Here is a 14,228-nt window from a genome sequence, read left to right on the forward strand (position 1 = left end):
CATGCCGCTTCTCGAAGTCAGCGAACTGCGCAAAAGCTACGGTGACCTGGAGGTGTTGCGCGGCGTGAGCCTGTCGCTCGACGCCGGCGAATGCCATGGCCTGCTTGGCCCGAACGGCGCCGGCAAGACCACGACCTTGCGGCTATGCCTCGGGCTGACGGATGCGGATGCCGGCCGGATCTCGCTGCTCGGTTTTCCGGTGCCGAAAGCGGCGCGCGAGGCGCGTATCCGGCTGGGCGTCGTGCCGCAAATCGACAATCTCGATCCGGACTTCACGGTATTCGAGAATCTGCTGGTGTACGGTCGCTATTTCGGCGAGGCGGAGGCGACGATACGCGGCCGCATACCCGATCTTCTGGAATTTGCCGGACTCGCGGCGCGCGCGACATCAAAGATCCAGACGCTCTCCGGTGGCATGAAGCGGCGCCTGTCGCTGGCGCGAGCGCTGATCAACGATCCCGACCTGCTTTTCCTGGACGAACCGACCACCGGGCTCGACCCCCAGGCCCGTCATATGATCTGGGACAGGTTGAAGCAGCTCGTCAACCAAGGCAAGACCATTCTCCTGACTACGCATTTCATGGACGAGGCCGAACGGCTGTGCCACCGGCTCGCCATCATGGATCACGGCCGCATCATTTCCACCGGCACGCCGCGCGAACTGATTTCCCGCCACATCGAACCTCAAGTGCTGGAGGTTTACGGCGAAGGCGTTGCCGAATGGGCCACCGCGCATGGCGACAAACTGGCCGATCGCGCGGAGCGCGCGGGGGAAACGGTATTCTGCTATACCCGGCATGCGGAACCGCTGATCGCGACGCTGGAGAACAATCCCGACCTGCGTTACCTGCACCGGCCGGCGAATCTCGAGGACGTGTTCCTGAAACTCACCGGTCGCGACCTGAGGGACTGATGCTCACGCACCCGTTTGTCAGCGCATTGTCGAAAAGACCAACGCTTTCACTGCGGTGAACGAGGTTCTGTTTTGACGTTGGCGAAGCCGTGACCATGAGAACGAAAGATTTTCGTCTACCGATATTGAGCTTGCGCTTCGTGCACGTATGGCGCCGCAATTTCCACGTGTGGCGCAAGCTTGCCATTCCGTCGATGCTCGGCAACCTTGCGGACCCGATGCTCTATATGCTCGGGCTCGGGTTCGGCCTCGGCAAACTGGTCGGCGAAGTCGGTGGGCTGCCTTATATTACCTTTCTGGCCGCCGGCACGGTCTGCTACAGCACCATGAACACTGCGACGTTCGAGGCCCTCTACTCGGCATTTTCGCGCATGCACGTACAGAAAACCTGGGACGCGATCATGAACACGCCACTCAATCTCGACGACGTGCTGCTGGCAGAAGCGGTCTGGGCGGCGAGCAAAAGCTTCCTGTCCGGCTGCGCCATCCTGCTGATCATCTTCGCACTCGGCTTGTCGCATTCGCCGATGACGCTGTGGATCATTCCGCTCGCGTTTCTGATCGGACTGACATTCGCCAGCCTCGCGCTGGTCATGAACGCGGTTTCGCCGAGCTACGATTTCTTCCTGTATTACTTCACATTGCTGATCACGCCAATGGTGTTGCTGTGCGGCGTCTTCTTTCCGACCGATCAGTTGCCTCCGGCTTTGCAGGCCGTTTCCTCGGTGCTGCCGCTTACCCACGCCGTACAGATCTCGCGGCCGCTGGTGACCGGCGTTGTGCCAACCGGTACGTTGACACATGTCCTGGCGTTGCTCGGTTACGCAGTTGCCGGGCTCTATGCCGCCCTTGTGCTGACACGGCGCCGGTTGCTTTCCTGAAGGGTTCGTCATGCTCTGGATCAAGGCGTTTCACATCATCTTCATGGTCACCTGGTTCGCCGGCCTGTTTTATCTGCCGCGCCTGTTCGTCTACCACGCCGTGAGCGAAGATACGACAAGCCGTGAGCGCTTCAAGGTCATGGAGCGCAAACTGTTTTTCGGCATCATGACACCGGGCGCTCTGCTGACGATCGCGTTCGGCCTGTGGCTGTGGTTGGGTTACGGTTTCTACGGCGGCTGGCTTTTCGCCAAGATGGCGCTGGTGGCTGTGCTGGTGCTCTATCACGGCTACTGCGGGAAGCTGATGATCGATTTCAAGCATGACCGCAATCGTCACGGCCACGTGTTCTATCGCTGGCTGAACGAGCTTCCGGTCGTCGTACTGATCGCGATCATCCTGCTGGTGGAATTGCAGCCGTTCTGATGCCGATGACCAGGGCTGCGTGGCTCTTCACCGTCGTTGCGGTCTTCGCTGCCACCTTGCTGCACGCGGCGCAGCCGGCGACGCGCATCCTCATACAAAGCTCGCCCGTCGCCGGATTCCAGTTTCACGAAGGCAAGTGGCTGTGGGATCAGTTGAAGGTCGGCGATGCATTGACGCTGGTGCGCGAACCCGACAATCCGCATGATGCACGTGCGGTGCGCGTCGAATGGAATGGCCACATGCTCGGTTACGTCCCGCGTGTCGAGAACGACGCGGTAGCGCGCCAGCTGGATCGCGGCAACAAGCTTGAAGCGCGCATCGCGCGGCTGACCAGACACCGCGATCCGTGGAAGCGCATCGAATTCGAAGTCTTTCTACGGCTCTAGAAAATTGAACCGCAAAGGCGCAAAGGCGCAAAGGCGCAAAGAGAACGCAAAGGAAACGAAAGATGAGAAAAAGCACAGTCAATAATCCATTGACGGCGATTTTCGCATCAGTTGTTGTTTTTCTGCTGCTGTTCTTCTTTGCGAGTACTTCTTTGCGCCTTCGCGCCTTTGCGGTGAAGGGTTTGACTGGGTAACTATTCTTGAAGCAAGAACGTTTTTTCGCACCGTGCCCGCGCGGACTTGAAGCGGTACTGGCCGGGGAGCTGGCCGAACTGGGCGCGGGCGAGATCACCGCAACGGAAGGCGGGGTGGGCTTTTCCGGCCCGCTATCGGTTGCCTACGCTGCCAATCTGCACAGCCGCATCGCGAGCCGTGTTCTATGGCAAGTCGGCGTGGGCCGATATCGTAGTGAAGACGACGTTTATCGCGGCGTGAATGCGCTCGACTGGAAGCAACTGTTCGCTGTCGCCCTGACGATACGCGTGAACGTCGCCGCGGTACGCAGTCCGCTCAACAGCCTGGATTTCATCACGTTGCGGATCAAGGATGCGGTCTGCGACAAGTTTCGCTCGCAGACGGGCGTTCGCCCGAACGTGGATACCGCGCAACCCGATGTGCGTATCCATGCCTTCCTGGAGACGGAACGCTTCACGCTGTATCTCGATACTTCCGGCGAGCCGCTGTTCAAACGCGGCGCCAGGCAGATCGCCGGGGAAGCGCCGTTGCGCGAGAACCTTGCCGCCGGAATCCTGAAGCTGTCCGGCTGGACCCCTGACCTGCCGCTGCTCGACCCGATGTGCGGCAGCGGGACCTTCCTGATCGAGGCTCTGCAGATTGCGCGCGGGATTCCTCCCGGCGCGCGTCGCCAGTTCGGCTTCGAGAAGCTGCGCAACTTCGATGAGGCGAAATGGCACCGGATTAAGGCGGAGGCCGCTGCGCGACCGGCACCGAATCCTTTGCCGGCGATTTTCGGCAGCGATCTATACGGCGATGCGCTGAAACTGGCGCGCGTGAATCTTGCGGCGGCCGGATTTGCCGACGCCGTCTCGCTCAAGCAGGCCAACATGCTGGAGATTTCCGCGCCGGGCGCGGAAGGCGTTCTGGTGGCCAATCCGCCTTACGGTGTGCGCATCGGCGAGCAGGACGACCTGGCTTCGTTTTACCCGCAGATGGGAGACGTGCTGAAGAAGAAATTCGCCGGCTGGCGTGCTTACCTGTTCACCGCCGACATGCGGCTGCCGAAGCTGATCGGGCTGTCACCCTCGAAACGTACCCCGCTCTATAACGGCGCGCTCGAGTGCCGGCTGTATGAATTCAAGATGGTTTCCGGGGCGATGCGGAGGGAAAAGCAGGGGCTAGGGAACAGCAGGGACTAGGGGCTAGGGGGAAAAGCAGGGATCGGAAAGCTTAAGGCGGGACCAAAGGTCAGAAGCTTTGCGGGTTTCCCCTAGCCCCTAGTCCCTCGCCCCTAAACGATGTTCAGGTGATCCACCCCGGACGTGAGGTCGCGATCCTTCATTTCCTTGCCGTGCAGCTTGATCTGCAGGCGCAGTTCGTTCATCGAGTCGGCATTGCGCATGGCGTCCTCGTAGCCGATCTTGCCGCCCTCGTACAGGTCGAACAAAGCCTGGTCGAAGGTCTGCATGCCCAGTTCGCGCGACTTCTTCATGATTTCCTTGATTTCGTGCACCTCGCCCTTGAAGATCAGATCGGAGATCAGCGGAGAGTTCAGCAGGATTTCGATCGCGGCGGCACGACCCTTGGACTCCTTCAACGGGATCAGGCGCTGCGACACCAGCGCCTTGAGGTTAAGCGACAAGTCCATCAACAACTGCGAGCGGCGTTCTTCCGGGAAGAAGTTGATGATCCGATCCAGCGCCTGGTTGGCGCTGTTGGCGTGCAGCGTGCACAAACACAAGTGGCCGGTTTCGGCGAACGCGATGGCATGTTCCATGGTTTCGCGTTCGCGGACTTCGCCGATCAGTATCACGTCCGGTGCCTGGCGCAGCGTGTTCTTCAGCGCGGCCTCCCAGGAATCGGTATCGACGCCGACTTCGCGCTGGGTGACGAGACAATTCTTGTGGTCATGCACGTATTCGATCGGATCTTCGATCGTGATGATGTGGCCGTGACTGTTTTCGTTGCGGTAGCCGATCATCGCGGCAAGCGACGTCGACTTGCCCGATCCGGTTCCTCCAACCAGGATTACCAGGCCGCGCTTGGTCATCGCCACGTCTTTGAGAACCGGCGGCAATCCCAGTTCGTCAATTTTGGGAATTGCCGTGGTGATGGTGCGCAGCACGATGCCGACGCGGGCCTGCTGCACGAAAGCATTGACGCGAAAGCGGCCGATTCCGGGCGGGTTGACGGCGAAGTTGCATTCCTTGCTGGCCTCGAACTCCTGCGCCTGCTTGTCGTTCATCAGCGAGCGCGCCAGTTCCTGCGTGTGCTGCGGCGTCAGGCTCTGGTTCGACACCGGCGTCATTTTGCCGTCGAGCTTGAATGCCGGCGGAAAGCCGGCGGTGATGAACAGGTCGGAGGCTTTCTTCGCCACCATGGCCCGCAACAGTTCGTGAATGAATTTGACGGCCTGATCTTTTTCCATCTGCTACTCCTGGCTAATGTCCGGTGTGCCCGCCGTCCCGGCAGGTCAGTTGAACGCATCCTTGTTTGCTGCCTTTCCTCGCGCTTCGTCCTTCGTGATGATGTTGCGCTTGATCATTTCGGTGAGGTTCTGGTCCAGTGTCTGCATGCCTATGTTCTGGCCGGTCTGGATCGCGGAATACATTTGCGCGATCTTGGCTTCGCGGATCAGGTTGCGGATGGCCGGCGTGCCGATCATGATTTCATGCGCCGCCGCACGTCCGGTGCCGTCCTTGGTCTTGCACAGCGTTTGCGAGATCACGGCGCGCAGCGATTCCGACAGCATTGCGCGCACCATTTCCTTTTCAGCCGCCGGGAATACATCGATGATCCGGTCGACCGTCTTTGCGGCAGAACTCGTGTGCAGCGTCCCGAACACCAGGTGGCCGGTTTCGGCCGCGGTCAGCGCCAGGCGGATGGTTTCCAGGTCGCGCAATTCGCCGACCAGGATGATGTCCGGATCTTCGCGCAGCGCGCTGCGCAGCGCATTGTTGAACGACAGCGTATGCGGCCCGACCTCGCGCTGGTTGATCAGACACTTCTTGCTTTCGTGTACGAATTCGATCGGATCTTCCACCGTGAGAATGTGACCCATCTCGTTCTCGTTGATGTCGTTGACCATGGCTGCGAGCGTGGTCGACTTGCCCGAACCGGTCGGGCCGGTCACCAGCACCACGCCGCGCGGGTACTGGGCGATTTCCTTGAAAATCGCGGGTGCCTTCAGCTCTTCCAGGGTCAATACCTTGGACGGAATGGTCCGCATCACCGCGCCCGCGCCGCGGTTCTGTACGAAGGCGTTGACGCGGAAGCGCGCCAGATTCGGGATCGCGAACGAGAAGTCGCACTCGAGGTTTTCCTCGTAGAACTTGCGCTGACCGTCGTTCATGATGTCATAGATCATAGCGTGCACGTCCTTGTGCTCCATCGGCGGCAGATTGATGCGCCTGACGTCGCCATGCACCCGGATCATGGGGGGCAATCCGGCCGACAGGTGAAGGTCGGAAGCCTTGTTCTTGACCACAAAAGCGAGGAGTTCAGCGATGTCCATTTATAATTCTCCGACGACGGCTAGATGGGGAACGAAACATGCCGGCGGCCTCGGCGCAGATCGAAAATGCTCGCTGCATTCGATGGTTACGGTCAAGAATGCAAGGGAATTATGACAAGAATAGCGTCCCGCTTGCAAGCCGTACGCAGCCGTATTGACGCAGCGGCCGTTACGGCCGGCAGGTCACCGTGGGACATCAGGCTGATTGCCGTCAGCAAGACCTTTGCGCCGGTTGCCATCGCGGAAGCCCACGCCGCCGGCCAGGTCGCATTTGGCGAGAACTATCTGCAGGAAGCGGTCGGAAAGATTGCGGCATTGGCCGATTTAGGGCTCGAATGGCACGTCGCGCACGGAAAGCAGGACGACGAGCGGCGAGAGGGCGACGTGCGCCCCTCCGCCGGGGTGCGCCAGCGAGACGTTGACGGGGCATTGGGCCAGGCCGTGGAGCTGGCGCATGGAAGCGCCTCCTCGGTCGCACGTGCCGAGGCTCCGCGTTCCGGCGCTTCCTCCCCACAAGCGGGGCCCCTGCTCCTCCCTCTGGAGTGGCACTTCATCGGGCCGATCCAGAGCAACAAGACCCGTCAGATCGCCGAGCAATTTCACTGGGTACACAGTGTGGATCGGCTAAAGATCGCCGAACGCCTGTCATTTTCGCGCCCCACTATCCTGCCGCCGCTGCAAATTTGCATTCAGGTCAACGTCAGCGGCGAGGAATCCAAGAGCGGTATCCGGCCGGACGAAGTCCTTGCGCTGGCGAAAGCGGCATCGCGCCTGACGGGAATCCGGCTGCGCGGATTAATGGCCATCCCGGAACCGACCCCGGATATTGGATTGCAACGCGCCCGGTTTCGGCTGCTGCGCCAACTCCGGGACGAAACCGTCAGCCGCGGAGTCCCGCTGGACACCCTGTCGATGGGCATGTCCGATGATCTGGAGGCCGCTATTGCCGAAGGTGCGACCCTGGTTCGTGTCGGCCGGGCAATCTTCGGCGAGCGCCTGCCCTGATTCCGGCCCGGGGCAATTTGCCCGCGATGGTGGCGCCCCCCTATACTGACCGGCCGGATGTGCAGGATTTGGCGACCGGATCGAGTTGGCTTACTGCTGCGAACATGGGAGAAACAAGATGAACAGAAGGAACTGGATCATGGCTGCCGGTCTGCTGCTGGCGATGCCAGGCATGGCTTTCGCCGCCAAGGCCGGATATCTGGGTGTAAAGGAAAGTGTCGAGATCAATGCTCCGCCAGCCAAGGTCTGGAGCCTGGTGAAGAACTGGAACAGCTTGCACAAGTGGCATCCGGCGTTCTCGAATACCGAGATCAAATCCGGCGAGAACAACAAGCGGGGATCAGTGCGTACGCTTACGATGACCGATGGCAGCAAATTCGACGAGGAACTCGATGGCTTCAGCGAAAAGAGCCGGTTCGTCAAATACCGGATCATCAGCGATTCGCCGCTGCCCGTTTCCGACTATTCGTCGACCATCTCCGTGAAGCCAGGCAAGGCAAAAGGGTCGTCGGTGCTGGTCTGGAAGGGCAAGTTCAAGCGCAAAGTGGTCGACAATCCCCCGGCGGGCCAGGATGACGCCGGCGTCAAGAAGGCGATCATCGGTGCGTACCAGGCGGGGTTGCAGAACGTCAAGAAAATTGCGGAGACCAAGTAACAGGCTTTCATTGCGGCGCGGACGTCGTCCGCGCCGCCCGCATTTTCCGGGGCTGCAAATCCGCTTCGATTCGAAATCATGCACATACTTTTCATAGGCGGCGGCAACATGGCCACCGCCTTGATCGGCGGCTTGTTGCAGCAGGGTTTCAGGCCAGGCGACCTGCGTGTCGTTGAGGTATCGGAAGAAGCGCGCCAGCGATTGCAGCAACGGTTCGGCGTCAGTGCAACCCCTGCGGTCGACGGCGCAGTTACCGATGATGTCGTGCTGCTCGCGGTGAAACCGCAGCAGCTGCACGCGGTCGCGAAGAATTTGAGTGCCAGCCTGCGCGGGCAACTGGTCATCAGCATCGCCGCCGGCATCCGCACGACCGATCTCACGCGCTGGCTCGATGGCCATGATCGCATCGTGCGCGCGATGCCCAACACGCCCGCACTGATCCGGTCAGGCGTATCCGGATTGTTTGCGGCTGCGGCCGTCAAGCAGTCTGACAGAGATAGCGCGCAAGACATTCTCGGTGCGGTGGGCGGTGTGGTCTGGGTGAAAAGCGAGTCGGACATCGATGCTGTCACGGCCATTTCCGGCAGCGGGCCGGCCTATGTTTTTTACTTTATCGAAGCTCTCGAACAGGCGGCCGTAGAGCTGGGCCTGAACGACGGGCAGGCTCATGAGCTTGCGGTCCAGACCTTTGCCGGTGCGGCGAAACTCGCGGCTGGCAGCAGCGAATCTGCAAGTGTGTTGCGAGCGCGCGTGACCTCGAAGGCGGGAACTACGGAGGCGGCGCTGAAGAACATGGAAGCCAACGACATCAGGAACAAGATCGTGGAAGCCGTGCGGGCTGCGGCCAGGCGCTCGAGCGAACTCGGCGACGAATTCGGCCAAGACTAGGCGACGAAAGAAATGAACCAGGCGTTGATTTTCCTGCTCGAAACTTTTCTTGGCTTGTTTTCGCTGGCGCTGCTGCTGCGGTTCTATCTGCAGGCGGTACGCGCAGCAGCACGCAATCCGCTGTCCCAGTTTCTCACTGCGCTTACTGATTTTATCGTGCGTCCGACGCGGCGGGTGGTTCCGGGGTTGTGGGGTTACGACCTGTCCACGCTGCTGCTGGCATGGCTCACTGAGCTGCTCCTGGTCGGCGGCGTGCTCGCGTTGAAGGGTTATCAGCTCGGGCCTGGCGTGGGGACCGCGGTAATCGGGTTGATGCTGCTGGCGGCGCTGAACCTGCTGAAACTGTTCACCTACATCCTGATGGTCGCCGTATTCGCGCAGGCCATCCTGTCCTTCATTGCTCCCCGCGGCCCGGCGACGTCCATCCTCGCGAGCCTCACACGGCCCTTCCTCGGCGTTTTCCAGCGCCGCATCCCGCCGATCGGCGGCGTGGATCTTTCCCCGCTGTTTGTGCTGGTCATTTGTCAGATAGTGCTGATGTGGCCGGTGACCTCCCTCGAACTCGCGCTCACCCGCATGCTGTGATCAATCCGCATGCTCGAATCCTGGTATCGCTACGATCCGGATCGCGGCCTGCTGACGCTAAGCCTGCATGTGCAGCCCAATGCCCGGCGCACCGAGGTCGCGGGATTGCACGGCGGCCGACTCAAGGTGCGCGTTGCCGCACCGGCCGTCGAAGGCAAAGCCAATGACTTGCTCGTCGGTTTTCTGGCGGACAAGTTTGATCTGCCGGACGGGCGGGTTATGATTCGCCGTGGCAGCCACGGGCGCACCAAGACCGTCGAAATTTACGGCCAGGCAGCTTCCCTCCTGGCGCGGGTGAAAGAGCTTCTGCACTCATGACCAGCGATCTCGAGAATCAGGTATCCGCGTACCAGCAGTGGCGCGATGAACTGCGCGATTGTATCCAGGCCTATCAGAACTGGCTGGAAGATCACGGCCACGCCGATATCCAGCGCAGCCTGCGCATTTACGACCTGGTTGAAAGCCTGCGCAACGACCGCATGATCCTGGCCTTTCTCGCGGAATTCTCGCGCGGCAAGACGGAATTGATCAACGCGATGTTCTTCTCCGACTTCAAGCAACGCCTGCTGCCGTCCGATGTCGGCCGTACGACCATGTGCCCGACCGAAATCTTCTACGATGCCAGTGAAGAGCCTTACATCAAACTGTTGCCCATCGAGTCGCGCAAAAGCGACGAGAGCATCGCCGCGCTCAAGCACAAGCCGGTCGAGTGGGTAAAAATCAAGCTCAATCTGGCCTCCCAGGAAGAAATGGCTACGGCGATGTCCAGCCTTGCCCAGGTGAAGTCGGTCGCGGTGGAAGAAGCAGGCGCACTCGGGCTGCTCGACGAAACCGACTTCGTGACCACGACCGTAGTGGTGAAGTACGGCGGCAAAGTGGAAATTCCGTGCTGGCGCCATGCCCTGGTCAACTACCCGCATCCGCTGCTGAAAAAGGGGCTGGTCATCCTCGATACGCCAGGGCTGAATGCGCTCGGCACCGAGCCGGAACTGACGCTGTCCATGATTCCGAGCGCGCACGCGGTCTTGTTCCTGCTGGCGATGGATACGGGGGTCACCAAGTCCGATCTCGATGTCTGGCAAAAATACGTGCAGAGCTATGTCACGCGCCGCATCGCCGTGCTGAACAAGATCGACCTGATGTGGGACGATTTGAAGTCCGACGAACAGATCGAAATAGGCGTCGAGCGCCAGCTCGTCGAGACGGCGAGAATTCTCGGTCTGCCGCGCGATCATGTCATAGCGCTTTCCGCGCAGAAGGGCCTGATTGCGCGCATACGCGGTGATGTGAGCCTGCTGGCAAAAAGCCGGATCGAAGTGCTGGAGCGCCTGCTGGCGGAGGAAATCATCCCGTCGAAACAACAGATCCTGCGCGCGGCCGTCTCCAGGGAAATCGGCAACATGCTCGAAACGTCCCTGCAAAGCACAACTGCCCAGCTTGCCAGCACGCGCGGCGAGTTGCAGGAGATGTCCAAGCTCTCAGGAAAGAATCGGGATCTTGCAAAACTGCTCCTGGCCAGGCTGGAGCAGGACAAGGCCGGTTACCTGAGGCACATGGAGAGCTTCAAGCGCTCCTATGCGACAGTGCTGAAGCAGGGAAATGTGCTGATCGGTACATTGGCGGACGATCGCCTCGACGAGATGATGAGCCGCAGCCTCGAGGCGATCGAAGGCAGCTGGACCACCGCCGGCCTGATGCGCAGCATGCAGGCACTGTTCGACACCTTCTCGCGGCAGGCGGAAAAGATCCTCAACTTCTCCGGCGAAACCCGCAACTACGTGGACGGCGTGTACACCGAATTCCACAAGATGTACGGCTTTCCGAAGATGACGCCGCCGGTGCTGAATCTCGAGCGCCACATCCTGCGCATGCACTCGCTGCATCAGAGCACCGAGCGCTTCTGCAAGGATCCGGTCAATGTAATGACCGAGAAGCACTTTCTCGTGCGCCGCTTCTACGGTGGCCTGGTGGCGCATGCGCGCGAATTATTCAGCCACCTTCGGCTGGAGCTCGACGCCTGGGTCAATTCGGCATTGATGCCGTTGTCCCTGCAGCTCAAGGAGCACCAGAAACTCCTGGAACGCAAAGTTGAAAATCTGCGCAAAGTCGTGGGTGACATCAATACGCTCCAGGAACGCGTACGCCAGCTTGAACAGCAGCAACTGCAACTCGGCAAGCAAGTCGAGGAACTCACGCAGATTCGCGACGTGCTGCAGCGCGATCCGGCGGAGATGAAAGTAGCGAAGGTCGCATAGCAGCAAGAACGGGGATGAGCCCGGGATCGCTTGCTGTCCGGACAACACAAGAACAATCGCTGACCTCCCATGTCTATTACCAGAGATTTCTCCCTCTCCGCGATCGTTGCGGGCTTCGTCACGGTTCTGGTCGGGTTCACGAGTTCGGCAGTCATTTATGTGCTGATCGGGCTGTTCGGCGCGACGGTCGGTGCGCTGTTCACCGCGCTTCCGCATGAACTCGTTGCCGCCATAGCGGGCCTTGCGCTGATCGGCACGATCGGCAACGGTCTCGCGGCTGCGATGGCGGCCGAACGCGACCGGGAGGCCGCGCTGGTCACCTTCCTCGTTACCGCCTCGGGCGTGACGCTCTTCGGGATAGGGTCGGCGTTCTGGGGCTTGGTCGCAGGCGGTCTGGCGTTGCCGATACTGCATCCAAAAGCAAAAGGCTGACCGCGAAAGCACAGGACTTCCGGCACGCGGTACTTCTCTTATTACATCAAAACGATGTCGTACTGCTCTTGCGTGTAGATCGTTTCCACCTGAAGTGAAATCGGCTTGCTGATGAATTCCTCGAGCATCGCCAGGCTCTGCGATTCCTCGTCGAGGAACATGTCGATGACTTTTTGCGAGGCGAGGATGCGGAATTCCCGCGCGTCGAACTGCCGTGATTCGCGCACCAGCTCGCGCAGGATTTCGTAGCAAATCGTCTGCGCGGTTTTGACCTCGCCGCGCGCCTGACAGGTCGGGCAGGGTTCGCACAGGATATGTGCGAGGCTCTCGCGGGTGCGCTTTCTCGTCATCTCCACCAGTCCGAGATGCGTGAAGCCGTTCACCGTCATGCGCGTGCGATCGGGCAGCAAAGCTTTCTTGAACTCCGAGATGACCGCATTGCGGTGCACTTCGTTGTCCATGTCGATGAAGTCGATGATGATGATGCCGCCCAGGTTGCGCAGGCGCAACTGGCGCGCGATCACCTGTGACGCTTCGAGGTTGGTCTTGAAGATGGTCTCGTCGAAATTGCGGCCGCCGACAAAGCCGCCGGTATTCACATCGATCGTGGTCAGCGCCTCCGTCTGGTCGATGATCAGATAGCCGCCGGACTTGAGCGGCACACGGCGTGCGAGTGCCCGCTCTATTTCGTCTTCGACGGCATACAGGTCGAACAGCGGCCGGTCGCCGGTGTAGTGATGGATGCGATCGACAAAGGACAATGTGTACTCGGTCGCAAACGCCTGCATGCGCTGGAAGGTCTCGCGCGAATCCACCAGGATGCGGCCGCTTTCGTCGTTGACGAAATCGCGCAGCACGCGCAGCGACAGACTCAGGTCCTGGTAAAGCAGCGCCGGCGTGGCAACGGTGCGCGATTTTTCCTGGATGTCGGACCACAGCTTGCGCAGATATTCGATGTCGGCGCCAAGCTCTTTTTCGCTGGCGGTCTCCGCCATGGTGCGCACGATGTAGCCGCCGGTTTCATCGGCGGAAATCAGGTGCTGCAGTTTTTCGCGCAGCAATGCGCGCTCGTTTTCGTCCTCGATGCGCTGCGAAATGCCGATGTGGGATTCCTGCGGCAGATGGACCAGCAGGCGACCGGCGATGCTGATCTGCGTCGACAGCCGCGCACCTTTTGTCCCGATCGGATCCTTGATGACCTGCACCAGCAGCTTCTGGCCGTCGTGCAGGATGCGTTCGATCGGTTTGGCGTCTTCATGGTTCTGGCGATGGAACCAGATGTCGGCCACGTGCAGGAAAGCGGCGCGGTCCAGACCGATCTGGATGAACGCCGATTGCATGCCCGGCAACACGCGGCTGACCTCGCCGACATAGATGTTGCCCACTATGCCGCGGCTGGCGCTGCGTTCAATGTGCAATTCCTGGACGACACCCTGCTGCATCACCGCGACCCGGGTTTCCTGCGGGGTGACGTTGATCAGGATTTCCTCGTTCACAGCAGCTGGAAGCCGAGATGAGTCAAGAGGCGCGAGGTTTCGAACATAGGCAGTCCGACCACGCCGCTGTAGCTGCCGTTGATGGATTCGATGAACATCGACGCCTTGCCCTGGATGCCGTAGGCCCCGGCCTTGTCCATCGGGTCGCCGCTGGCGACGTAGCGTCGGATCTCGTCGTCGGAAAGCTCGCGCAAGCGCACTTCGGTGACCGAAAGGGCCTCCTGCAGCGAATCGTGGAATTTGACGGCCACCGCGGTATAGACCTGATGCACCGTGCCGGAGAGCTGCTTGAGCATGGCCACCGCTTCCTCGCGGTCTTTGGGTTTGGCGAGAATGGTGTCGTTGAAAGCGACCGTGGTGTCGCCCGCCAGCACCGGGTGGCGCATGAGGCGTCGCTGCTCCAGGCGCAACCAGCCTGCTTCCGCCTTCAGTCGGGCGACGCGCACGACATAGTCGCGCGGCAATTCGTTGCCGATCTGCGATTCGTCGAAATCGGCATCGCGGCCGGCGCCTTCGCGCAGCAGCAGCATCTCGAAGTTCACGCCCATCTGCTTGAGCAGGTCACGGCGGCGCGCACTGCGCGAGGCGAGGTAGATATGTTTTTCCAGCGACGGCAC

Annotated in this window: 16 protein-coding genes; 12 read left to right on the top strand and 4 right to left on the bottom strand. The window is 60.5% G+C overall.

Translation table 11 applies throughout. From position 1 onward, the window contains the following. The first annotated feature begins 1 nt into the window (after position 1). The 5 genes from HY067_12785 (at position 2) to HY067_12805 (ending at position 3,980) form a co-directional block, all read left to right on the top strand. Positions 2 to 913, top strand: coding sequence for an ATP-binding cassette domain-containing protein (locus tag HY067_12785; protein MBI3528829.1), 912 nt, complete (start codon positions 2 to 4; stop codon positions 911 to 913). 95 nt (positions 914 to 1,008) lie between these two features. Beyond that, a complete protein-coding gene (locus tag HY067_12790; protein ID MBI3528830.1) occupies positions 1,009 to 1,794 on the top strand; it encodes an ABC transporter permease in 786 nt (261 codons plus the stop codon). A gap of 10 nt (positions 1,795 to 1,804) precedes the next feature. Next, entirely contained in the window at positions 1,805 to 2,218 is a 414-nt protein-coding gene (hemJ, locus tag HY067_12795) for a protoporphyrinogen oxidase HemJ (protein MBI3528831.1), read from the top strand. A gap of 5 nt (positions 2,219 to 2,223) precedes the next feature. Continuing rightward, positions 2,224 to 2,604 carry an HIRAN domain-containing protein gene (locus tag HY067_12800; protein MBI3528832.1) on the top strand — a complete coding sequence of 127 codons (381 nt, stop codon included), beginning with the start codon at positions 2,224 to 2,226 and terminating at the stop codon, positions 2,602 to 2,604. A 200-nt stretch (positions 2,605 to 2,804) separates the two neighbouring features. Beyond that, a complete protein-coding gene (locus HY067_12805; protein MBI3528833.1) occupies positions 2,805 to 3,980 on the top strand; it encodes a class I SAM-dependent RNA methyltransferase in 1,176 nt (391 codons plus the stop codon). A 92-nt stretch (positions 3,981 to 4,072) separates the two neighbouring features. Here HY067_12805 and HY067_12810 read toward each other — a convergent pair whose 3' ends face one another. Together HY067_12810 and HY067_12815 are read right to left on the bottom strand one after the other, a co-directional pair. Continuing rightward, complete coding sequence (locus HY067_12810; GenBank protein ID MBI3528834.1) at positions 4,073 to 5,209, bottom strand: PilT/PilU family type 4a pilus ATPase; 1,137 nt, start codon at positions 5,207 to 5,209, stop codon at positions 4,073 to 4,075. Positions 5,210 to 5,254: 45 nt separating this feature from the next. Next, positions 5,255 to 6,295, bottom strand: a complete 1,041-nt coding sequence (locus HY067_12815) for a type IV pilus twitching motility protein PilT (GenBank protein ID MBI3528835.1) — start codon at positions 6,293 to 6,295, stop codon at positions 5,255 to 5,257. A gap of 111 nt (positions 6,296 to 6,406) precedes the next feature. Here HY067_12815 and HY067_12820 point away from each other — a divergent pair, with 111 nt between their 5' ends. From HY067_12820 to HY067_12850, 7 genes are all read left to right on the top strand, one after another. Continuing rightward, positions 6,407 to 7,300: a YggS family pyridoxal phosphate-dependent enzyme gene (locus HY067_12820; protein ID MBI3528836.1), complete on the top strand. Its 894-nt coding sequence runs from the start codon at positions 6,407 to 6,409 to the stop codon at positions 7,298 to 7,300. 118 nt (positions 7,301 to 7,418) lie between these two features. Next, positions 7,419 to 7,955 carry an SRPBCC family protein gene (locus HY067_12825; GenBank protein ID MBI3528837.1) on the top strand — a complete coding sequence of 179 codons (537 nt, stop codon included), beginning with the start codon at positions 7,419 to 7,421 and terminating at the stop codon, positions 7,953 to 7,955. 78 nt (positions 7,956 to 8,033) lie between these two features. Beyond that, positions 8,034 to 8,843: a pyrroline-5-carboxylate reductase gene (locus HY067_12830; protein ID MBI3528838.1), complete on the top strand. Its 810-nt coding sequence runs from the start codon at positions 8,034 to 8,036 to the stop codon at positions 8,841 to 8,843. Between the two features lie 12 nt (positions 8,844 to 8,855). Then, on the top strand, positions 8,856 to 9,428 hold the full coding sequence (locus tag HY067_12835; GenBank protein MBI3528839.1) for a YggT family protein: 573 nt from the start codon (positions 8,856 to 8,858) through the stop codon (positions 9,426 to 9,428). A 9-nt stretch (positions 9,429 to 9,437) separates the two neighbouring features. Continuing rightward, positions 9,438 to 9,746 carry a YggU family protein gene (locus HY067_12840; protein ID MBI3528840.1) on the top strand — a complete coding sequence of 103 codons (309 nt, stop codon included), beginning with the start codon at positions 9,438 to 9,440 and terminating at the stop codon, positions 9,744 to 9,746. Beyond that, on the top strand, positions 9,743 to 11,683 hold the full coding sequence (locus HY067_12845; GenBank protein ID MBI3528841.1) for a dynamin family protein: 1,941 nt from the start codon (positions 9,743 to 9,745) through the stop codon (positions 11,681 to 11,683). The genes HY067_12840 and HY067_12845 overlap by 4 nt, the downstream gene beginning before the upstream one ends. A 69-nt stretch (positions 11,684 to 11,752) precedes the next feature. Beyond that, positions 11,753 to 12,115 carry a benzoate/H(+) symporter BenE family transporter gene (locus HY067_12850; GenBank protein ID MBI3528842.1) on the top strand — a complete coding sequence of 121 codons (363 nt, stop codon included), beginning with the start codon at positions 11,753 to 11,755 and terminating at the stop codon, positions 12,113 to 12,115. A 41-nt stretch (positions 12,116 to 12,156) separates the two neighbouring features. Here the strand turns inward: HY067_12850 and rng are convergent, their stop codons facing one another. Continuing rightward, on the bottom strand, positions 12,157 to 13,611 hold the full coding sequence (gene rng / locus HY067_12855; protein MBI3528843.1) for a ribonuclease G: 1,455 nt from the start codon (positions 13,609 to 13,611) through the stop codon (positions 12,157 to 12,159). Continuing rightward, complete coding sequence (gene maf / locus HY067_12860; GenBank protein ID MBI3528844.1) at positions 13,608 to 14,228, bottom strand: septum formation inhibitor Maf; 621 nt, start codon at positions 14,226 to 14,228, stop codon at positions 13,608 to 13,610. Before maf ends, rng begins: the two co-directional genes overlap by 4 nt.

The sequence above is a fragment of the Betaproteobacteria bacterium genome (genome assembly GCA_016194905.1).
Classification (GTDB): Bacteria; Pseudomonadota; Gammaproteobacteria; order Burkholderiales; family JACQAP01; genus JACQAP01.